Below are 19,127 nucleotides of genomic sequence, written 5' to 3' on the forward strand. Positions count from 1 at the left end.
ACATGTTGCTGATCGAATGTCCGTGGTGCGGGCCGCGCGCCGAATCCGAGTTCTCGTGCGGCGGCGAAGCCGACATCGTGCGCCCGGTCAATAACGAGAACATGACCGACCGCGAGTGGGGCGAATACGTGTTCATGCGCGAGAACAAGCGCGGGCTGCACAAGGAGCAATGGCTGCATGCGCAGGGTTGCCGCCGCTGGTTCAAGGCCACGCGCGACACGGTGACCTACGATATCAAGGGCTACGAAAAGTTTGGCGGCGCAGCTGCCGGCAACGCACACGAAGAGGGCACGAGCAAATGAGCCAGAAAGACCGTCTCGGCACCGGTGGCCGCATCAATCGCGCGATTCCGTTGACCTTCACGTTCAACGGCCGCACGTACCAGGGCTTCCAGGGCGACACGCTCGCGTCCGCGCTGCTCGCGAACGGCGTGCACTTCGTCGCGCGCAGCTTCAAGTACCACCGCCCGCGCGGGATCGTGACGGCGGACGTCGCGGAACCGAATGCCGTCGTGCAGCTCGAATCGGGCCCGTACACGGTGCCGAACGCGCGCGCGACCGAAATCGAGCTGTACCAGGGGCTCGTCGCGACGAGCGTGAATGCCGAGCCGACGCTCGAGAACGACAAGTACGCGATCAACCAGAAGTTCTCGCGCTTCCTGCCGGCCGGCTTCTATTACAAGACCTTCATGTGGCCGCGCAAGATGTGGCCGAAGTACGAAGAGAAGATCCGCGAGGCGGCTGGCCTCGGCAAGGCCCCTGAAGTGCTCGACGCCGATCGCTACGACAAGTGCTACGCGCACTGCGACGTGCTCGTCGTCGGCGGCGGCCCGTCGGGTCTCGCGGCCGCGCATGCGGCGGCCGTGGCCGGTGCGCGCGTGATCCTCGTCGACGACCAGCGCGAGCTCGGCGGCAGCCTGCTGTCGTGCCGCGCCGAGATCGACGCGAAGCCCGCGCTGCAGTGGGTCGAGAAGATCGAGGCCGAACTGCGCAAGCTGCCCGACGTGACGATCCTGTCGCGCAGCACCGCGTTCGGCTACCAGGACCACAACCTCGTGACGGTCACGCAGCGCCTGACCGATCACCTGCCGGTGTCGATGCGCAAGGGCACGCGCGAGTTGCTGTGGAAGGTCCGCGCAAAGCGCGTGATCCTCGCGACCGGTGCGCACGAGCGTCCAATCGTGTTCGGCAACAACGACCTGCCGGGCGTGATGCTCGCGTCCGCCGTGTCCACCTACGTGCATCGCTTCGGCGTGCTGCCGGGCCGCAATGCGGTCGTGTTCACGAACAACGACCGCGCCTACCAGGCCGCGCTCGACCTGAAGGCATGCGGCGCGAAGGTGACGGTCGTCGATTCCCGTGCGTCGTCGAACGGCGCGCTGCCGGCCGCTGCCAAGCGGCAGGGCGTGACGGTGATGAGCGGCGCGGTCGTGACGGCCGCGTCGGGCAAGTGGCGCGTGGCGTCGGTCGACGTCGCGTCCATCACCAACGGCCAGGTGGGCGGCAAGCTGCAGACACTGCCGTGCGATCTCGTCGCGATGTCGGGCGGCTTCAGCCCCGTGCTGCACCTGTTCGCGCAGTCGGGCGGCAAGGCCTGCTGGAACGACGAGAAGGCGTGCTTCCTGCCGGGCAAGCCCGTGCAGGCGGAGGCGAGCATCGGTGCGGCGGCGGGCGAATTCGGCCTGGCGCGCGCGCTGCGGCTTGCGGTCGATGCAGGCGCGGAAGCGGCGAAGGCAGCGGGCTTCACGGCCGCACAGCGCCCGGTCGCGCCGCAGGTTGCCGAAACCGTCGAAGGTGCACTGCAGCCGCTGTGGCTCGTCGGCAGCCGCGAGGCCGCGGCGCGCGGGCCGAAGCAGTTCGTCGATTTCCAGAACGACGTGTCGGCCGCCGACATCCTGCTCGCCGCGCGCGAAGGCTTCGAGTCGGTCGAGCACGTGAAGCGCTACACGGCGATGGGCTTCGGCACCGACCAGGGCAAGCTCGGCAACATCAACGGGATGGCGATCCTCGCGCAGGCGCTCGGCAAGACGATTCCGGAAACGGGCACGACGACGTTCCGCCCGAACTACACGCCGGTGACGTTCGGCGCGTTCGCGGGCCGCGAGCTCGGCGATTTCCTCGACCCGATCCGCAAGACCTGCGTGCATGAATGGCACGTCGAGCACGGCGCGCTGTTCGAGGACGTCGGCAACTGGAAGCGGCCGTGGTATTTCCCGAAGAACGGCGAGGATCTGCATGCGGCCGTGAAGCGCGAATGCCTCGCGGTGCGCAACAGCGTCGGCATCCTCGATGCATCGACGCTCGGCAAGATCGACATCCAGGGCCCCGATGCAGTGAAGCTGCTGAACTGGATGTACACGAACCCGTGGAACAAGCTCGAAATCGGCAAGTGCCGCTACGGGCTGATGCTCGACGAGAACGGGATGGTGTTCGACGACGGCGTGACGGTGCGCCTCGCCGACCAGCATTTCATGATGACGACCACGACGGGCGGCGCGGCGCGCGTGCTCACGTGGCTCGAACGCTGGCTGCAGACCGAATGGCCCGACATGAAGGTGCGGCTGTCGTCCGTCACCGATCACTGGGCGACGTTCGCGGTGGTCGGCCCGAAGAGCCGCAAGGTCGTGCAGAAGGTGTGTCAGGACATCGACTTCGGCAACGAGGCGTTCCCGTTCATGAGCTACCGGAACGGCACCGTTGCGGGCGCGAAGGCGCGCGTGATGCGGATCAGCTTCTCGGGCGAGCTGGCCTATGAAGTGAACGTGCCGGCGAATGCGGGCCGCGCGGTGTGGGAAGCGCTGATGGCCGCGGGTGCGGAGTTCGACATCACGCCGTACGGCACCGAGACGATGCACGTGCTGCGCGCGGAGAAGGGCTACATCATCGTCGGGCAGGATACCGACGGCTCGGTCACACCGTACGACCTCGGGATGGGCGGGCTCGTCGCGAAGTCGAAGGATTTCCTTGGCAAGCGCTCGCTGGCACGCTCGGACACCGCGAAGGAAGGCCGCAAGCAGTTCGTCGGCCTGCTGACCGAGGACGAGCAGGTCGTGCTGCCGGAAGGTGCGCAGATCGTCGCGAAGGACACGCAGGTGTCGGCGGTCGATCCGACGCCGATGATCGGCCATGTGACGTCGAGCTACTACAGCCCGATCCTGAAGCGCTCGATCGCGCTCGCGGTGGTGAAGGGCGGCCTGAACAAGATGGGCGAGAGCGTCGTGATTCCGCTGGCCAACGGCAAGCGCATCACCGCGAAGATCTCGAGCCCGGTTTTCTACGATACCGAAGGGGTGCGCCAGCATGTGGAATGAAACGAGAAACCAGACGCAGGTGGCGGGCGCGGGCGGCGTGACGCTTGAATCGCCGTTCGTCGGCGCGGTCGACGTGCTGAAGACGCACCAGGCGCGCGCGTCGAAGAAGTTCGCGCTGCGCGAGCGGCCGTTCCTCGACCTCGTCAACGTGCGTGGCGAGTTGAGCGATCCGGCGTTCGTCGCTGCGTTCGAGCGCGTGGTCGGCTGCCGGCCGCCCGCCGAGCCGAACACGATCGTGCGCGGCGCCGAGTACGACGTGCTGTGGCTCGGCCCCGACGAATGGCTCGTGCGCTCGAACGGTCCCGTGCAGGCCGGCGTGCTCGAGGCCAGGCTCGCGGAGGCCGTGCAGGGTTCGTATGCGGCGGCCGTCGACGTCGGCAGCGGTTATACGGTGGCCGAGATCAGCGGCGAACGCGTGCGCGACGTGCTTGCACGCGGCTGCCCGCTCGATTTCCATCCGCGTGCATTCAAGCCGGGCCAGTGCGCGCAGTCGCACTACTTCAAGACGTCGATCGTGCTGATCCCGACCGGCGACGATGCGTTCGAGATCGTCCTGCGCCGCAGCTTCGCCGACTACTTCGTGCGCATCATGCTCGACGCGGCCGCGCCGCTCGCGTCATGAAGCCGTTCGACGAACCGTTCGTGGCGATCGACGCGCCGCGCCTGCGCGGGCGCGGCTGGAGCGTGTTCGTCGACGAACTGAAGGTGCCTACGCGGATCGGCATTCACGCGCACGAGCATGAAGCGCCGCAGCCGATCGTGATCGATGCGCGGCTCGGGTATCGCTGCGAGCCGAGCGAGCAGGGCGAGTGGATCGACTACGACGGTTATTGCGCGCGCGTCGCGGCGTTTCTGTCGCACAAGCCGCATACGCGGCTGCTGGAGACGCTTGTCGCCGATATCGCGGTGCTGTCGTTCCGCGAATGGCCGGCGCTGGAGTCGCTGACGCTGTCGGTGTACAAGCCGAAGATCCGGCCGGGGACGAAGCGCGTCGGCGTGTCGCTCGACTGGACGCGTGGGGATTATTTGCGGTGGACGGGGGCGGCGGGGCAGATTTGAACGGGGTGGTTCGGAGAATCGATCGACGGAAACGGCGGAGGGATGTCGGTCGGTCGCAATCGAGCGGTGTAGCTTGCCGCTCGAATTAATTCCTGAAATATGAGAATAATGTGCCGATAGCGGCCACATTCGCTATTATTCCTGAAATATCGGAATAATTCGCCGTTTCGTGTTTGTGTAAGTATAATTCCGATATTCTCGTAACTATGCTGTAGTAGCCTGGCTGACAGCACTTTGTTCCTGAAATCCCGGAATTATGGCCCGCACCTTACCGCATCCGATCGCGACCCCTGACCCGCTTGCACTGGATCTGGCAACGCTGGGGGCGCTCGTCCGCAATCGGCGGGCGCAGAGCCGAATGCGCATCGACGACGCGGCCGATATGCTCGGTGTCTCCAAAGACGTGCTGTCGCGGCTGGAAAACGGCCGGGCGGTGAGCCTCGACAAATTGTTCAAGGTGCTCGACGGCTTCGGTCTCAATCTGCTCGTCGTGCCGAAACGCGAAGTGCCGGTGGCCCGCAAGGCGTTGCACGAGCACATGGCGGCGCAGGCCGTGTCGGCGGAGTCGCAGGAGGGCGCCTGATGGTTCATCGCCTGGGCATTTCGACCAACGCCTCGCCTGTCGGTCAGTTGACTTACGATGCCCGCCGGGACGATTACGGCTTTTCGTACGATCCGGCGTGGCAGGCGCGCGCCGACGCGTTTGCGTTGTCGCCGTGCATTCCGCTCGACGGTGGCCCGCTACCTGCCGGCGCGGTCCAGCGCTTCATCGGCAACCTGCTGCCCGAGGGCCGCGCGCTCGAAGTGGCCGCGGCGATGTATCAGATATCGAAGGACAATGTGTTCGGTTTGATCCGAATGCTCGGGAAGGAGCCTGTCGGCGCGTTGAGTTTCTTCCCGGACGACGATGCCGATGCGCAGGCGCCGGAGGCCCTCGAATCCGTGCGGCGCGTGATATCCGCGGAAGAGTTGACCGATCGCATTCGCAAGCGTGATGCGATTCCGTTTCCCGTCTGGGACGATCAGGTCCGGCTGTCGATTGCAGGCCACCAGGACAAGCTGCAGGTACTGGTCGAGGGCGAGCAATTCGCGCTCGTCGAGGGGGCGCTCAGCAGCACGCATATTCTCAAGCCCGAGTCCCAAAACCCGCATGCTCCGTTCATGGTTGCGAACGAGCATTTCTGCATGACACTGGCCGCCCGAATGGGATTGCCGGTGGCACATGTCGAGATTCGGCGCATCCCGGAACCCATTCTGCTCATCGAACGATTCGACCGAATCGTGACGACCGAACCGGACGATCCGCAATGCGTCCGCGCGGTGCGGCGTCTCCATATCATCGACGGATGCCAGGCGCTGGATTTGCCGGCGACGCTCAAGTACGAACGCAACCTCGGCAACAATGCGGACGTGCGTAATATTCGCGAAGGCGTGAGCTTCGAGAAGCTGTTTTCGTTGACGCCGAGTCTCGAGACTCCAGCGGTTGCCCGCGCAGCGATGCTTCGCTGGGGGCTGCTGCAATTGCTGATCGGCAACAGCGACGCGCACGGCAAGAATATTTCGTTTTTCGTCAGCAGCGGCGGTCTGGATCCGGCGCCGCTCTACGATCTCGTTTGCGTCAACGTGTACGGTGACGCGTATGTCCAGGATATGGCGATGGCTTTCGGGGATGTTTTCCGGATGGAGGAACTGACCGCTTTTGCGCTGGCGGATTTTGCGCATCGTGCGCAAATCCGGCCGTCGTTCGTCGCACGTGAATTGACAAAGATGGCGACGCTGGCGAGGAAGCTGGCTCCCGAGTTGGCGGAGTCCGCCGAGTATGTAGGCGAGGAACGTGTGTGGGTGCGCAATATTTCGGAGTACGTGTGTGCTCAGGCCGACCGTACGTTGCGTATTGCTCCCATGATTTCCAAGGTAAACGTCGACCTTCTTTGATATCGGGCGATTAACGGGCGACGCTGCGACACCCGATTCGGCATGTCGCAGCGACCGCCCTATGCGAATGCGTTACGCCGCAGCCGTCCCGCTCAGCGCCGGATAGTCGACATACCCACGCGCATCGCCGCCGAAGTACGTCGCGTGTTGCGCATCGTTCATCGGCGCGCCGGCCTTCAGCCGCGTCACGAAATCCGGATTGGCGAGCACCATCTGCCCGTAGGCTTCGAGATCGGCAATACCTGCTGCGACATCCGTCCCGATCGCGTCGCGCGCGCGGCCCGGCCGGTTCAGGATCAGCGTGCCGCTCCACCGTTCGCGCAGGTCGGCCAGCAGCGCATCGTCGCCGTGGTGCATCACATGCACGTAAGCGAGGCCGAGCGGGTCGAGCTGCGTCGCGAGATAACGGTACAGATCCGGACCTTCCGCGCCTTCGTCAATGCCCCACATCGTGTTGCCCGGCGACAGGCGGATCGCCGTGCGGTCCGCGCCGATTTCGTCGGCGATCGCCGTTGCGACCTCGATCGCGAAGCGGGCGCGATTCTCGATCGAACCGCCGTAGACATCGCTGCGCGTATTGGCGCTCGGCGCGAAGAATTGCTGGATCAGATACCCGTTCGCACCATGGATCTCGACGCCGTCGGCGCCGGCTTCGATCGCGCGGCGCGCGGCGAAGCGGAAATCATTCACGGTGTCGCGCACTTCGTCCGTCGTCAGCGCGCGCGGCGCGGGAATGTCCTGCATCCCCGTCGCCGTGAACATCGGTACGCCCGGCGCGATCGCCGACGGCGCGACGCCCTGGCGATGATGCGGCGTATTGTCGGGATGCGACATGCGCCCCGCATGCATCAGCTGAATGAACAGACGGCCGCCGTGCGCATGGACGCGATCGCTGACCGCCTTCCAGCCGGCGACGTGCGCATCGGTGTAGATGCCGGGCGTCATCAGGTAGCCCTGGCCGTCGTCCGACGGCTGCGTGCCCTCGGTGACGATCAGGCCGAGGCCCGCGCGCTGCGCGTAGTACTCGGCAGCCAGTTCGCCGGGCGTGCCGTCGAATGCCGCGCGGCTGCGCGTCATCGGCGCCATGACGAGGCGGTTTTGCAGCGTGTAACGGCCGACACGGGCCGGGGTGAACAGTGCGTCCATGATGCGTGCTCCTCTAGGGTCGGGTCACGGCACCGGGGCGATGCCGTATCGGGCGCCGGCCGCGCATCGTTGCGCGAACCTCGCTGCCATGGACACATCATCCATTGCTTCCTTTTCGAGATAAATATGGTAGTTTGGATAACATTGATCCATTGATGGAGCAGTGGGCGTGGAACTGCTGAACGACATGGCGTTGTTCGTGGAGGTCGTGAAGGCGAAGGGCTTTCGCAGTGCGGCCGACGCGCTGGGGATGCCGAATTCGACGCTGTCGCGGCGGATCGGCGCGCTGGAAAAGGCGATCGGCCTGCGGCTGCTGCATCGCACGACGCGCCGCATCGAGCTCACGGAGGCCGGGCAGCTGTATTTCGAGCGCTGCAAGCGCATCGTCGACGAGGCGCGGCTCGCGCACGAGCAGCTCGGCGAACTGCTGGCCGAACCCGCGGGCGTGCTGCGCGCGTCGTTTCCGGTCGATTTCGCGGTGATCTACCTGACGCCGCTGATTGTCGAATTCGCGAACCGTCACCCGAAGCTGACCTTCGATTTCGAGCTGACGTCACGGCGCGTCGACCTGGTGAGCGAGCCGTTCGACGTCGCGATCCGCATCGGCGAATCCGCGGATTCGCAGCTCGTCGCGCGGCGGCTCGCGACGTTTCGCAGTCAGCTGTATGCGTCGCCGCGTTATCTCGAACGAGCGGGCGAGCCGCGTGAACCGGACGACCTGCGGCAGCATCAGTGCCTGAGCGTGCAGCGCGTCGATACGTGGGCGATGCACGACAGCGCGCGGGAGGTCGAGGTGCCGGTGGGCGGGCGGTTCGTCGTGAACAGCGTCGGCATGAACCGGCAACTGGCCGTGCACGACGCGGGGATCATTCAGGTGCCGGAGGCGGTAGTGGCTGACGACGTGGCCGCCGGCCGGCTGCGCCGCGTGCTGCCCGCATGGGAAGGCGCGGCCGTTCCTGTCTACGCGATGACGGAAACGCGCTTGTTGCCCGCGAAGACGCAGATTTTCATCGAGTTTCTGCGCGAGCATTTCGCGCACGAATGAAGGGGCGTGCCGCGCGAATTGCGCTTATCGGGTGCCGCGATTCGCGGCCGAGGGCGACGTCGACGATTCGCTGACCGGCACCATTCGCGCCTTCGTATCGCTCGCGGCTTTCGCGTCGTCGTCGGGCTCGAGCACGAACCGGAACGAATCGACGCGCTGCATCACCTTTGCCGCATACGCATTCGAACCGCCATAACTCTTCAGCCCGGCCTGCACGTTGCCGCCGGCCGCCCTGACGTAGCCCGACAGGATCGCGGACCCGGCTTCAACGTTCGCGTTCGGCTCCGTCAGATCCTTCACGTTGCGCAGCAGGCCGCGGTGCGCGGCCGGCACGACCTGCATCAGCCCCGTCGCGCCATGCTGGCCGCGTGCCTTTTCCTGGAAGCGCGATTCGATCGAGATGATGGCGTAAACGAGTGCCGGCGGCAGCGAATATTTCGTCGCAGTGACGCTCACGATATCGGCGAGTTTCGCGGCCCGTTCCTTCGCGACACCGAATTTCTTCGTCAGGTAGGACGTGATGCGACGGTTTGCTTCGTTCGGCTGATCGTTGGCGTTGGCGAGCGGCGCGGATGCGACGGCCGGTGCCGATGCAATCGCTTCGGGCGCGGACGCAGGCAGTGCGGGCGCTTGTTGCGCTGATGCCTGTTGCGCGATGCCGAACGAAAGCACGATTAGCGAGAGAAACCGTCGCATGGTGAAGTGCGGGGAAATGGAAGGCGCATAGTATATCGGCCAATGGCCACGGGTTGTCGAACGCCGGCTCGAATGAAAGCGACATGTAGGCTTGTTTCGGTGCACAACGATTCGATGGGGCGATCGTTGCGCGGACACGCATCGTAGTCCGGATAAACGCCGCGCGATCGCGCGCTGACGTTTTTTAACACACGCTTAAAGCGTGCTGCACCGCAAACCTTACGCGCGCCGCGCGGTCGCCACCCGCGCAATCGCGCCGATCGCATCGCTGACCAGCACCGCGAGCAGCCCGACGATCAGGCCGCCCTGCAGCACGAACGCGGTATTCGACGTCTGCAGGCCCGCGATGATCACGTCGCCGAGCCCGCGCGCGGCGACCGTCGAGCCGATCGTCGCGGTGCCGAGATTGATCACGACCGCGAGCCGGATCCCGTTGACGATCACCGGAAACGCGAGCGGCAACTCGACGGACACCAGTTGCTGCCAGCCGCTCATCCCCATCCCGCGCGCGGCGTCGACGACGTCGCGCGGCACGTCTTCGAGCCCGGCGATCGTGCTTTCGAAAACGGGCAGGAGTCCATACAGCACGAGCGCGATCAGCACCGGCTTCAAGCCGAAACCGACGGCCGGCACCGCGAGCGCGAGCACCGCGACCGGCGGGAAGGTCTGGCCGATATCGACGACGCTGCGCGCGACCGGCAGGAAATCCGCGCCGGACGGCCGCGTGACGAAGATCCCGGCTGCGACTGCGACGATCGTGCCGATCAGGCTCGACAGTGCGACCGTACCGAGATGCGCGAGCGTGAGGTCGAGCAGACTCGCGCGATCGTAGATGACAGGCGCGCCGTTGTCGGCGAACGGTGCGAAGAGGCCCTGCAGCCATGCGGGGCGCAACAGCAGCACGAGCAGCAGCGCGAACGCGGCGGCGCGGGCTACCAAGGCGGGCATAACCGAACGCGCGGGCCGCACGCGGTGCGCCGTCATGCGGGCTTCCGCGCGTGTGCGCGGATCGCGTCGAGCGTGATGCGGCGCGCGCCGGATTCGTTGCGGCCGTCGCCATCGTCGACCGGCAGCGCATCGACGCCACGCCACAACAGCTCGGATACCGCATCGCGCAGCGTGCGCGTCGCGGCGATCGGTTCACCGTCGACATGGCCGGGTTCGGCGACCGCGTCGATCGGCGTCAGCGCAAGCAGGCGCAGCGGCCGGTCGACGCCCGCGACGAGCTGCTCGACGACGCCTGCCGCCGGCTTGCCGAGAATCTCGGCCGGCGACGCGACCTGCAGCAGCCGTCCGCCGTCCATCACCGCGATCGTGTCGCCGAGCTTCAGCGCTTCCTCGATATCGTGCGTGACGATCACGACCGTGATGCCGAGGCGGCGCTGCAACGCGAACAGGTCGTCCTGCGCCTTGCCGCGAATGATCGGATCGAGCGCGCCGAATGGTTCGTCCATCAGCAGCATCGCGGGCTCGGCCGCGAGCGCGCGCGCGACGCCGACGCGCTGTTGCTGGCCGCCCGACAGCTCGTGCGGCAGCTTGTCCGCGAATTCGGCCGGCGCGAGATGGAACAGTTCGAGCAGCTCGTTCACGCGCGCGCCGATGCGATCCGACGGCCAGCCGAGCAGGCGCGGCACGGTCGCGATGTTGCGCGCGACGCTCCAGTGCGGAAACAGCCCGTGCCCCTGGATCGCGTAGCCGATGCCGCGCCGCAACTGCTCGGGTGCGACGGTCGCCGTATCGACGCCGTCGATGCGGATCGTGCCGCTGGTGGGCGCGATCAGCCGGTTGATCATGCGCAGCAGCGTCGACTTGCCGCTGCCCGATGCGCCGACGAGCGCGGTGATCGTGCCGCGTTTGATCGTCAGCGAGACGTCGTCGACGGCGACGACGTCGCCGAAGCGTTTGCCCGCACGTTCGATCTCGATCATCCTGCACGCCCCTTCGCGAGCGACGTCGCGGCTTCGAACACGACGGCCGCCGCCAGTGCGAGCGCGATCGTCGGGATCGCGCCGAGCAGCACGAGATCGGCGGCCGATTGCCCGATCCCCTGGAAGATGAAGGTACCGAAGCCGCCGCCGCCAATCAGCGCGGCGACCGCGGTCAAACCGATGTTCTGCACGAGCACGATGCGCACGCCGCTCAGGATCACCGGCAGCGCGAGCACGAGATCGACGCGCAGCAACCTCTGCGCGCGCGTCATGCCCATCGCGCGCGCCGCTTCGGTCACGTGCGGCGGCACTTGCTCGAGCCCGACCACGACGCTCGAGGCGATCGGCAGCAGCGAATACAGGAACAGCGCGAGCACGGCCGGCGCGACGCCGATGCCGCGGATGCCGAGCGCGGCCGCGAGCGGCACGTGCGCGGCGAGCACGCCGAGCGGCGCCATCATCAGCCCGTACATCGCGATGCTGGGGATCGTCTGCACGATATTGAGCACGGGCATCGCGACGGTCCGTACCGCCGCGACGCGCGCGCACGCGATGCCGAGCGGCACGCCCGCGACGAGTGCGGCCGCAACGGAGCCGCCCGCGAGCGACACGTGCCGGATCGCCTCGTTCCAGAAATCGTCGCTGCGCACCGCGTATTCGCGCATCACGGAGAGGCCGTCCCACCAGCCGCTCGCAAGCGGCGCGGATATCGCCGCAATCGCGACGACGAGCGCGACGAGCCGCCGCCACGGACCGAACGAGAGCCGAGCGAGCGCGTCGGCGACGAGCACCGCCCAGGCGAACAGCAGCAGCCAGACCCCGGCGGCGGGCGACACGCGTGCAAGCGTGTCGTCGGGTGCAACGACGTGCGTCGCGATCGCGCCGACCGCATAAGCGAGCGTCGCGAGCCACGTGCAGCCGGCCGCGAGCCGCCACGCGGGGCGGCTTGCCGTCATCGTCCACAGCGCGCCGACGATCCACAGCGCGGCGAGCGCGGCACCCTGGATGGCGGGCAGCGCGGCGAACAGCGACAGATCGGTGCCGGCCGCGATCCGGTTCGGCCGCAGCACCGCGAACGGCAGGCCGAGCACGGCGACGATCGTCAGGACACCGATCAGGATGCCGACCTTGTCGAAAGTCACGCGCCGCGCGGACGCCGCCGCGCGATCGGTCATTTAACGAAGCCCTTCGATTTCAGATAGCTTTTCGCGACGCCGGCCGCCGGCTCGCCGTTGATCTGGATGCGCGCGTTCAGCGACTGCAGCGTCTTCAGGTCGAGGCTCGCGAAGACCGGCTTCAGGTAGTCGGCGATCTGCGGATGCGCTTTCAGCACCGCTTCGCGGATCACGGGCGTCGGCGCATAGACGGGCTGCACGTGCTTGTCGTCGTCGAGCACCGCGAGGCCGCTCGACGCGATGCCGCCGTCGGTGCCGTAGACCATCGCGGCGTTTACGCCGTCGGTCTGGTTCGCGGCGGCCTTGATCGTCGCGGCCGTGTCGCCGCCGGACAGCACGACGAGCTGCTCGGGTTTCAGCTTGAAGCCGTAAGCCTTCTCGAACGACGGCAGCGCGGATGCGCTGTTCACGAATTCGGCCGACGCGGCGAGCTTCACCTTGCCGCCGCCCGCGACCCACTTGCCGAAATCCGAGAAGGTCTTCAGATGCTGCGATTGCGCGACGGGTGCGAGCACGGCGACGCCCCACGTGTTGTTCGCGGGTGCAGGGGTGAGCCACACGAGATGGTTCGCCGCGTAGTCGAGCTGCTTCGCGGTGTCGTAGCCTTTGGCGGCGTCCTTCCAGACCGGATCGTCGGCCTTGTTGAAGAAGAACGCGGCGTTGCCCGTGTATTCGGGGTAGATGTCGATCTCGCCACTCGTGAGCGCCTTGCGCACGATCGGCGTCGTGCCGAGCGCGATCTTTTCGGTGACGGCGATGCCGTGGGCCTTCAGCACCTGCGCGATGATGTTGCCGAGCAGGTTGCCTTCAGTGTCGATCTTCGACGACACCACGACGGGTGCGTCGGCGTGCGCGCCGGGCGCGACGAGGGCGGCGGCGAGCGCGAGGCCCAGGATCCGGGCGGGCAGGGCGAGCTTCATTGGCCAATCTCCAGAGCGGGGGCGTAGGCCGAAAGTTACTTGACTGAACGGGCTTTGGCAAACCGCGTGCGGCGGCGCGTCCACAGCCCGTGTGGGGATAACCCGCATCCGTCACGCGGGCTTGTTACACTGAAATCCATTCCCGCCTGCGGACACTTCCTGCCATGAAGCCCGAGTTGCTGGTCCTCATCGCATTGCGCGGCGACGCGCATCGCGAGATCGCCGCGTCGTTCGACGTGCGCTATGCCCCGACCCCCGAGGAGCGCGAGCGCGCGATCGCCGAATCCGGCGGCACGATTCGCGCGGTGCTGACCAACGGCAGCACGGGCCTGGCCGCTGCCGAGATCGATCGGCTTCCGCAACTGACGTTCGTCAGCGCGCTGGGCGCGGGCTACGAGCACATCGACGTCGCGCATGCGAAGGCGCGCGGCATCACCGTGGTCACGGGTGCGGGCACCAACGACGATTGCGTCGCCGATCACGCGTTCGCGCTGCTGCTCGCGGCGGTGCGCGGCGTCGTGCGGCTCGATGCGAAAACCCGCGCGGGCGTGTGGCGTGAGGGGTTGCCGATGCCGCCGAACGTGTCGGGCAAGAAGCTTGGCATCGTCGGGCTCGGCAAGATCGGCGAGAAGTGCGCGCGCCGGGCGGCCGGCTTCGACATCGAGATCGGTTATCACAACCGCTCGGCGAAGCCCGTTCCGTACCGCTATTTCGACCGGATCGACGCGCTCGCGCAGTGGGCCGATTTCCTGATCGTCGCGACGCCGGGCGGCGCGGACACGCGGCACCTGATCGATCGCGCGGTGCTCGATGCGCTCGGACCCGGCGGTTTTCTCGTCAACGTGTCGCGTGGCAGCGTCGTCGATACCACTGCTTTGGCGGATGCACTGCGCGAAGGGCGCATCGCGGGTGCCGGGCTCGACGTGTATGAAGGCGAACCCGAGCCGCCGCGCGCGCTGACGGATCTCGACAGTGTCGTGCTGACGCCGCACATGGGCGGCTGGTCGCCCGAGGCACTCGATCGTTCGGTGCAGCAGTTTCTCGACAACGCGGCGCGGCATTTCGCGGGGCAGCCGGTGCTGACGCCCGTTTGAGTCGCGGTTGAATCAGGTCCTGCGGCGATCAAGCGATGCGGACGGCGACCGGCGTCGAGGAGACGCCGGTCGCCGTCCGCGTTGAGTCACGCGCGCTTGCTCAGGACGAAACCGACGCGAGCGGCACCGTGACCGACGTGCCGGCCGGATCGAGCGTCAGGCCCGTGCCCGGCGTCGGCCGCAGCGTCGCCTCGTTGTCGCTCGAGAGGACGACGAGGCTCAGCCGGTGGCCGGCTTCCAGCTTGTAGTCGCGCGGCATGAAGGTCAGCTTCAGGTCGTACGGCATCCCGGGCAGCACGGGTTCCGACAGCCAGTCGGACAAGCGGTTGCGCGGGTCGGTCCAGGCGCGCGTGACGATCGTGGCCGTGCCGTCCGGCGCGCGGTCGACGAGCAACGCCGTCACGTTGGCCACGCCCGTGAAGGTCAGCCTGACGCGCGCGGTCGCGGCGCCGGAAAGACGCGTCGCGGCCGTGAGCGGCGCGGTCTCGAAGCGGCTGCGGTTTTCGCCGGTCGGCGCATTCGCCAGCGTGAGCGCGGTAATGCGCGCATCGTCGGTGAAGCGTGCGAGCGGGCCGCCGGTCGGCATCCGCAGCAGCGTGCCGGTGCCCGTGCCGTCGCCGCCCGCGAAATACGTGACCGGCGTGGCATGACGTGCGGCCCAGTCCGCTTCCTTCAGCAGCTTGCCGTCCGCCTGCTCGATCACCGCGCGCGGATCGTGCTCGACGCCGTTGTCATAGCCGATCAGGTAGCGCGTAAACCACCGGTTCACCTCCGCGGTCCATGCGTCGGCCATCGCCGGCACGCGTGACGGATCGGTGTGCTTCAGGCGGTGCAGCCACAGCTGCGTCGGCACGCCCTGGCGCCGCATCGCGAGATACCACGAGGTCGACTGGTCGACGCGCACGTTGTCGTCGGTCAGCCCCTGCGCGACGAGCGCCGGCGCGACCGCGAACGCGGTCGGGATGTCGCGCGCGGCCCAGAACGGCGAATAGTCGCCGGTCTTGCGGTCTTCCTGCTGCAACGCTTCGTCGATCAGGTGCGTGCAGCGCTCCGGGTGCGCGTTCGTCAGCAACGCCTTGATATAGACGTCGACGTCCTCGCCCTGATAGCCTTCCGGCGCACGCACGAGCCCGCCCGAGCGGTAGTAGCCGTACATGTTCGTCAACCCGGCGACCGGCACGATCGCGTCGAGCCCGCGCGTGCGCAGGCTCGCGACCATCTTCGGCAGCGTGCCGTCGTACGACACGCCGTACATGCCGACGTGGCCCGTCGACCAGTTCGCGACGACCGTCTTGCCGTTCGCGTCCTTCGCGGTCGCATCGCGGCCGAGCCAGCGGATCACCGACGCCATCGCGACCGATTCGTCGCGCGTCAGGATCGTCGGGCAGCCGTCCGAGCCGGCGGTGCCGAGCGAATCCGCATAAACGATCGTGAAGCCGCGCGGCACGAAGTAGCTTTCGATCCACGAGCGCCCGGCGGCGGCCGCTTCGACCTGTTGCAGCATCCGCACCTGCGGCGCGGCGGCCATGATGCGCGCGGACGCCGATGCGGATCCGGACGCGGATGCGTTCGCGGCCGGATGCGGCGTGCCGTCGAGTTCGACGTCGACGTTGTGGTCGGGGCTGTCGGCAAGCCCTGCGTAGTACGGGCTCGCGAGCACGATGACAGGCGTGCGTGCGCCGTTTGCGGTTTCGGCCGGGCGGACGATGCGTACGTGGATGCGGTCGCGCGTGCCGTCGCCGTCGGAATCGACCGGCGTGTCGACCCACGCGTTTTCCTCGATCGTGCCGCCCGACAGCGACGGCTGTACCTGGCCGTTCGTGATCACGGGCCGGTAGCGCCCGCCGCTTGCCGGGTTGGCGTACGGGACGCCGGACGGCGAAACGCGTGACGCCAGCGACTGCTTGTCGGCCGCCGATGCAGCGGCCCCCTCCTGTTGGCCCTGCGCGAGCGCGGAGGCGCCCGCCACGCTGCCGCCGTCGTCGCCGCCGCAGGCGGCGAGCGTTGCGGCCGCAACGAGCGCGGGAAGCCACGCGCGCCGCAATCCGGTTCGATGAATGTTCATTTCGACCTCGTTCTTGTTCGTGATTGTCGTGAACCGGCCGGCTCGCGATATGCCCCCTGCGGCCTGGCCGGGTGCTGCGTCGGATGAAGCGGAACTGCACCTTCGAAAGCGCCGGGCGACATGCCCGGGTGTCACGGCCGGTGTCGACGCGCGTCACGCGGCGCGCAACCCGGCGAGCGTCGGGGCAATCGCATCGCCCCGACCGGAAAGCGTCAGCGCGGCAGCGGGTTCGGGCCGCGCGGTCGAAGCCATGCCGATGGCATGACATGAATGCAGGAGTGCGAATCAAATGCGGGCATGCCCGACCTTCCTTCAGGTTTCAGATGAAACGGAACGGCACGATGCGATGAGGCGGGGATGTTGCGAACAGCGGTGCTGCAACGGCAGGAAAGCGCGACACATGTCGGCATGGCTGGCCGGTTTTCTTTCCGGAAGCTTGCGCAAACTTATCTCAGTGAAATCTTGGTGTCAAACTTTTTTAGTTTGTATCAAACAAAGTTTCTAATTGCGTATCGCACGTCGTCGACGATCCGGGCGGCATCGGTCTCAATTTCGCCGAAATCGGTCCGTAAACAATAAAAAACAGTCTGAAAGGAGAGAGAGGGCAATGACGATTTCGGTCACGGCGGCGGGCGGCCTTTCGCTCGCGCAGATGGCGCAGGAAGCGGCGCTCGACGGGCGCCAGCAGGCGGACACGGCGTCCGGGAAACCGGAGGACCCGCCGCTTGTGATCCGGGCACTCGATCAGGAGGCGATGCAGGCGGCGCGCATGAAGCAGATGTCGATCCTGGGCGACCTGACGACGAAGCTGCGCGGCGTCACCAGCCAGCTCGCGACGAGCATGCACGAGATCATCGCGAAGCGTCCGGATCTGGCCGACGCGCAGTTCGATTTCATGACCGACAACGGCCGGATCAAGGTCGTGTCGAAGACGATGACGGAAAGCGATCGCGCGTGGGTCGAGTCGACGCTGAACGCGAACGCGGGCCTCGTGCTCGCGACACGCGACTTTCACGAGCAGGCCGTCGACTTCGCCGAGCAGGGCGCCGCCGCGGTGGGCGACACGTTCACGGACGACGATCGCACGGTGGCCAGCCAGCGCGCCGATGCGGACTTCCACTTCATGAGCGAGATCAACGCGTCCGTCGCGCGCAACCAGAAGTTCGAAGAGATCGGCGGGCATTTCACCACGCAGGATGGCACGCGGCTGAAGTTCGAGCAGTCGGCCGGCAGCGCGCGCGGCACGCTCGCGTTGCTGGATACCGATCGTCAGTTGTCGTCGGGCGCGGCGGTTTTCGTCGACGATGCAGGTCAGAAGACGTACGGCAGGCGCGCGAACCTGATCGACGTCGGCCTGGGCGGCGCGTTCGAAGACATCCTGAACGGCAGCCACAGCGTCGGTTTCCACGAGATCGCGTAACGCCGTACCGGCCGTCGCGCCTATTCGTCGCGCAGCGCTTCGGCCGGCCGCACCCGCGCGGCGCGCCAGCTCGGGTAGAGCGTCGCGACGCACGACATCAGGAACGCGGACGCGGCGATCTCGATCACGTCGCTCGCCGCGAGCTTCGACGGCAGCGAACTGAGGAAATACACGGACGGCGTCAGGAAGCGGATGCCGAGCAACTGCTCGATCGCCGGCAGCACCCACGGGATGCTCACCGCGATCGCGCAGCCGAGCGCGACGCCCGCCAGCGTGCCGGCGAGGCCGATCGTCATTCCCTGGATCGCGAAGATCTTCGTGATCGACCCGGGCGGCGCGCCGAGCGTGCGCAGGATCGCGATGTCGCCCTGCTTCTGCGTGACGGTCATCACGAGCGACGACACCAGGTTGAACGCGGCGACCGCGACGATCAGCATCAGGATCAGCGACAGCATGCGCTTCTGCAGCCGCTCGGCTTCGAACCACGTGCGGTTCTGCCGTGTCCAGTCGCGGATATAGAGATCGCCCGACAGCGTGCGCGACAGCGCCATTGCGATTTCGGGGGCGCGCTGGAGATCGTCGAGCCGCAGCCGGATGCCGGTCGGCGCGGGCGCGTTGAACAGCGTCTGTGCGTCGCGGATGTGGATGTACGCGAGTGCGCTGTCGTACTGATAGTGACCCGACTCGAACGTGCCGACCACGTTGAACTGGCGGAACCGCGGCAGCGCGTCGCCGATGCGCGCGCGGTTGCCGGGCGCGAAGAACGTGACGCGATCGCCGATCTTCACGTGCAGCGCGTCGGCCAGCGCCGCGCCGAGCACGATGCCCATCTCGCCCGGCACGAGCGCGTCGAGGCGCCCGGTCTTCAGCTTGCGCGCGATCTCGGACACGCGCGGTTCGAGCACCGGATCGATGCCGCGCAGCGCGACGCCCGTCACGCTGCCCGCGTTCGTCAGCAGCGCCTGCGCGTCGACATAAGGTGCGACGGCGCGCACGGCGGGGTTCCGCAGCGATTCGTGCGCGGTGAGCCGCCAGTCGGGCATCGCGCCGGACGGCGAGAAGATTTCCACATGCGCGAGCACCGACAGCATCCGGTCGCGCACCTCGGTGCGAAAGCCATTCATCACCGACAGCACGACGATCAGCGCGGCGACGCCGAGCGCGATGCCGGCCATCGCGGCGCCGGCGATGAACGACACGAAGCCGTCGCCGGCCGAGCGCCGGCCGCCGCGCGCGTAGCGCAGCCCGATCTGCCATTCGAACGGGAGTTTCAAGCGGTTTCCTTTCATTTCGATTCGAGCCCTGTCGAGCCGCGCATTCTAGCGAACGCGGCG

The 19,127-nt window shown here is 67.1% G+C and carries 18 protein-coding genes; 10 read left to right on the top strand and 8 right to left on the bottom strand.

Going from position 1 to position 19,127, the window contains the following annotated elements; translation table 11 throughout:
• Nucleotides 1-2 precede the first annotated feature (2 nt).
• From ACN22W_RS32620 to ACN22W_RS32645, 6 genes are all read left to right on the top strand, one after another.
• Entirely contained in the window at nucleotides 3-302 is a 300-nt protein-coding gene (locus tag ACN22W_RS32620) for a sarcosine oxidase subunit delta (protein ID WP_174379763.1), read from the top strand.
• Complete coding sequence (locus ACN22W_RS32625; protein ID WP_343493549.1) at nucleotides 299-3,310, top strand: sarcosine oxidase subunit alpha family protein; 3,012 nt, start codon at nucleotides 299-301, stop codon at nucleotides 3,308-3,310. Before ACN22W_RS32620 ends, ACN22W_RS32625 begins: the two co-directional genes overlap by 4 nt.
• On the top strand, nucleotides 3,300-3,932 hold the full coding sequence (locus ACN22W_RS32630; protein ID WP_419688639.1) for a sarcosine oxidase subunit gamma: 633 nt from the start codon (nucleotides 3,300-3,302) through the stop codon (nucleotides 3,930-3,932). Before ACN22W_RS32625 ends, ACN22W_RS32630 begins: the two co-directional genes overlap by 11 nt.
• Nucleotides 3,929-4,369: a dihydroneopterin aldolase gene (locus ACN22W_RS32635; protein ID WP_419688641.1), complete on the top strand. Its 441-nt coding sequence runs from the start codon at nucleotides 3,929-3,931 to the stop codon at nucleotides 4,367-4,369. The genes ACN22W_RS32630 and ACN22W_RS32635 overlap by 4 nt, the downstream gene beginning before the upstream one ends.
• A 256-nt stretch (nucleotides 4,370-4,625) precedes the next feature.
• Nucleotides 4,626-4,952: a helix-turn-helix domain-containing protein gene (locus ACN22W_RS32640; protein ID WP_080970706.1), complete on the top strand. Its 327-nt coding sequence runs from the start codon at nucleotides 4,626-4,628 to the stop codon at nucleotides 4,950-4,952.
• Nucleotides 4,952-6,304 carry a HipA domain-containing protein gene (locus ACN22W_RS32645; protein ID WP_419688643.1) on the top strand — a complete coding sequence of 451 codons (1,353 nt, stop codon included), beginning with the start codon at nucleotides 4,952-4,954 and terminating at the stop codon, nucleotides 6,302-6,304. The genes ACN22W_RS32640 and ACN22W_RS32645 overlap by 1 nt, the downstream gene beginning before the upstream one ends.
• Nucleotides 6,305-6,376: 72 nt before the next feature.
• Here ACN22W_RS32645 and ACN22W_RS32650 read toward each other — a convergent pair whose 3' ends face one another.
• Nucleotides 6,377-7,450, bottom strand: coding sequence for an alkene reductase (locus ACN22W_RS32650; RefSeq protein ID WP_419688645.1), 1,074 nt, complete (start codon nucleotides 7,448-7,450; stop codon nucleotides 6,377-6,379).
• Between the two features lie 169 nt (nucleotides 7,451-7,619).
• Between ACN22W_RS32650 and ACN22W_RS32655 the strand changes: the two genes are divergently transcribed.
• A complete protein-coding gene (locus tag ACN22W_RS32655; protein WP_419688646.1) occupies nucleotides 7,620-8,495 on the top strand; it encodes a LysR family transcriptional regulator in 876 nt (291 codons plus the stop codon).
• 24 nt (nucleotides 8,496-8,519) lie between these two features.
• Here the strand turns inward: ACN22W_RS32655 and ACN22W_RS32660 are convergent, their stop codons facing one another.
• The 5 genes from ACN22W_RS32660 to ACN22W_RS32680 form a co-directional block, all read right to left on the bottom strand.
• Nucleotides 8,520-9,191, bottom strand: coding sequence for a lytic transglycosylase domain-containing protein (locus tag ACN22W_RS32660; protein ID WP_419688648.1), 672 nt, complete (start codon nucleotides 9,189-9,191; stop codon nucleotides 8,520-8,522).
• 219 nt (nucleotides 9,192-9,410) lie between these two features.
• Nucleotides 9,411-10,175: an ABC transporter permease gene (locus tag ACN22W_RS32665; protein ID WP_419688650.1), complete on the bottom strand. Its 765-nt coding sequence runs from the start codon at nucleotides 10,173-10,175 to the stop codon at nucleotides 9,411-9,413.
• Complete coding sequence (locus tag ACN22W_RS32670; protein ID WP_419688652.1) at nucleotides 10,172-11,119, bottom strand: ABC transporter ATP-binding protein; 948 nt, start codon at nucleotides 11,117-11,119, stop codon at nucleotides 10,172-10,174. The genes ACN22W_RS32665 and ACN22W_RS32670 overlap by 4 nt, the downstream gene beginning before the upstream one ends.
• Nucleotides 11,116-12,294 carry an ABC transporter permease gene (locus ACN22W_RS32675; RefSeq protein ID WP_419688654.1) on the bottom strand — a complete coding sequence of 393 codons (1,179 nt, stop codon included), beginning with the start codon at nucleotides 12,292-12,294 and terminating at the stop codon, nucleotides 11,116-11,118. Before ACN22W_RS32675 ends, ACN22W_RS32670 begins: the two co-directional genes overlap by 4 nt.
• Nucleotides 12,291-13,214, bottom strand: a complete 924-nt coding sequence (locus tag ACN22W_RS32680) for an ABC transporter substrate-binding protein (protein ID WP_419688655.1) — start codon at nucleotides 13,212-13,214, stop codon at nucleotides 12,291-12,293. Before ACN22W_RS32680 ends, ACN22W_RS32675 begins: the two co-directional genes overlap by 4 nt.
• A gap of 164 nt (nucleotides 13,215-13,378) precedes the next feature.
• Between ACN22W_RS32680 and ACN22W_RS32685 the strand changes: the two genes are divergently transcribed.
• Nucleotides 13,379-14,308 carry a 2-hydroxyacid dehydrogenase gene (locus ACN22W_RS32685; RefSeq protein ID WP_419688656.1) on the top strand — a complete coding sequence of 310 codons (930 nt, stop codon included), beginning with the start codon at nucleotides 13,379-13,381 and terminating at the stop codon, nucleotides 14,306-14,308.
• Nucleotides 14,309-14,408: 100 nt separating this feature from the next.
• Here the strand turns inward: ACN22W_RS32685 and ACN22W_RS32690 are convergent, their stop codons facing one another.
• Entirely contained in the window at nucleotides 14,409-16,373 is a 1,965-nt protein-coding gene (locus ACN22W_RS32690) for a Xaa-Pro dipeptidyl-peptidase (protein ID WP_129515693.1), read from the bottom strand.
• On the opposite strand from ACN22W_RS32690, the gene ACN22W_RS32695 reads away from it, so the two are divergent.
• Both ACN22W_RS32695 and ACN22W_RS32700 read left to right on the top strand, forming a co-directional pair.
• Nucleotides 16,366-16,638 carry a hypothetical protein gene (locus tag ACN22W_RS32695; protein ID WP_129515692.1) on the top strand — a complete coding sequence of 91 codons (273 nt, stop codon included), beginning with the start codon at nucleotides 16,366-16,368 and terminating at the stop codon, nucleotides 16,636-16,638. The genes ACN22W_RS32690 and ACN22W_RS32695 overlap by 8 nt on opposite strands.
• 342 nt (nucleotides 16,639-16,980) lie before the next feature.
• Nucleotides 16,981-17,793 (top strand): hypothetical protein, encoded by an 813-nt coding sequence (locus ACN22W_RS32700; RefSeq protein WP_419688657.1) that lies wholly within the window; start codon nucleotides 16,981-16,983, stop codon nucleotides 17,791-17,793.
• Between the two features lie 20 nt (nucleotides 17,794-17,813).
• Here the strand turns inward: ACN22W_RS32700 and ACN22W_RS32705 are convergent, their stop codons facing one another.
• Nucleotides 17,814-19,082, bottom strand: coding sequence for a lipoprotein-releasing ABC transporter permease subunit (locus ACN22W_RS32705; protein ID WP_419688658.1), 1,269 nt, complete (start codon nucleotides 19,080-19,082; stop codon nucleotides 17,814-17,816).
• Nucleotides 19,083-19,127 lie beyond the last annotated feature (45 nt).

Source organism: Burkholderia theae (assembly GCF_048565265.1).
In the GTDB taxonomy this organism is placed as follows: domain Bacteria; phylum Pseudomonadota; class Gammaproteobacteria; order Burkholderiales; family Burkholderiaceae; genus Burkholderia; species Burkholderia theae.

Excerpts from the sequence above, each read along its gene's own strand:
- ACN22W_RS32620 (WP_174379763.1), top strand. The coding sequence starts at position 3 with ATGTTGCTGATCGAATGTCCGTGGTGCGGGCCGCGCGCCGAATCCGAG.
- ACN22W_RS32625 (WP_343493549.1), top strand. The coding sequence starts at position 299 with ATGAGCCAGAAAGACCGTCTCGGCACCGGTGGCCGCATCAATCGCGCG.
- ACN22W_RS32630 (WP_419688639.1), top strand. The coding sequence starts at position 3,300 with ATGTGGAATGAAACGAGAAACCAGACGCAGGTGGCGGGCGCGGGCGGC.
- ACN22W_RS32635 (WP_419688641.1), top strand. The coding sequence starts at position 3,929 with ATGAAGCCGTTCGACGAACCGTTCGTGGCGATCGACGCGCCGCGCCTG.
- ACN22W_RS32640 (WP_080970706.1), top strand. The coding sequence starts at position 4,626 with ATGGCCCGCACCTTACCGCATCCGATCGCGACCCCTGACCCGCTTGCA.
- ACN22W_RS32645 (WP_419688643.1), top strand. The coding sequence starts at position 4,952 with ATGGTTCATCGCCTGGGCATTTCGACCAACGCCTCGCCTGTCGGTCAG.
- ACN22W_RS32650 (WP_419688645.1), bottom strand. The coding sequence starts at position 7,450 with ATGGACGCACTGTTCACCCCGGCCCGTGTCGGCCGTTACACGCTGCAA.
- ACN22W_RS32660 (WP_419688648.1), bottom strand. The coding sequence starts at position 9,191 with ATGCGACGGTTTCTCTCGCTAATCGTGCTTTCGTTCGGCATCGCGCAA.
- ACN22W_RS32665 (WP_419688650.1), bottom strand. The coding sequence starts at position 10,175 with ATGACGGCGCACCGCGTGCGGCCCGCGCGTTCGGTTATGCCCGCCTTG.
- ACN22W_RS32670 (WP_419688652.1), bottom strand. The coding sequence starts at position 11,119 with ATGATCGAGATCGAACGTGCGGGCAAACGCTTCGGCGACGTCGTCGCC.
- ACN22W_RS32675 (WP_419688654.1), bottom strand. The coding sequence starts at position 12,294 with ATGACCGATCGCGCGGCGGCGTCCGCGCGGCGCGTGACTTTCGACAAG.
- ACN22W_RS32680 (WP_419688655.1), bottom strand. The coding sequence starts at position 13,214 with ATGAAGCTCGCCCTGCCCGCCCGGATCCTGGGCCTCGCGCTCGCCGCC.
- ACN22W_RS32685 (WP_419688656.1), top strand. The coding sequence starts at position 13,379 with ATGAAGCCCGAGTTGCTGGTCCTCATCGCATTGCGCGGCGACGCGCAT.
- ACN22W_RS32695 (WP_129515692.1), top strand. The coding sequence starts at position 16,366 with ATGTTCATTTCGACCTCGTTCTTGTTCGTGATTGTCGTGAACCGGCCG.
- ACN22W_RS32690 (WP_129515693.1), bottom strand. The coding sequence starts at position 16,373 with ATGAACATTCATCGAACCGGATTGCGGCGCGCGTGGCTTCCCGCGCTC.
- ACN22W_RS32700 (WP_419688657.1), top strand. The coding sequence starts at position 16,981 with ATGACGATTTCGGTCACGGCGGCGGGCGGCCTTTCGCTCGCGCAGATG.
- ACN22W_RS32705 (WP_419688658.1), bottom strand. The coding sequence starts at position 19,082 with ATGAAAGGAAACCGCTTGAAACTCCCGTTCGAATGGCAGATCGGGCTG.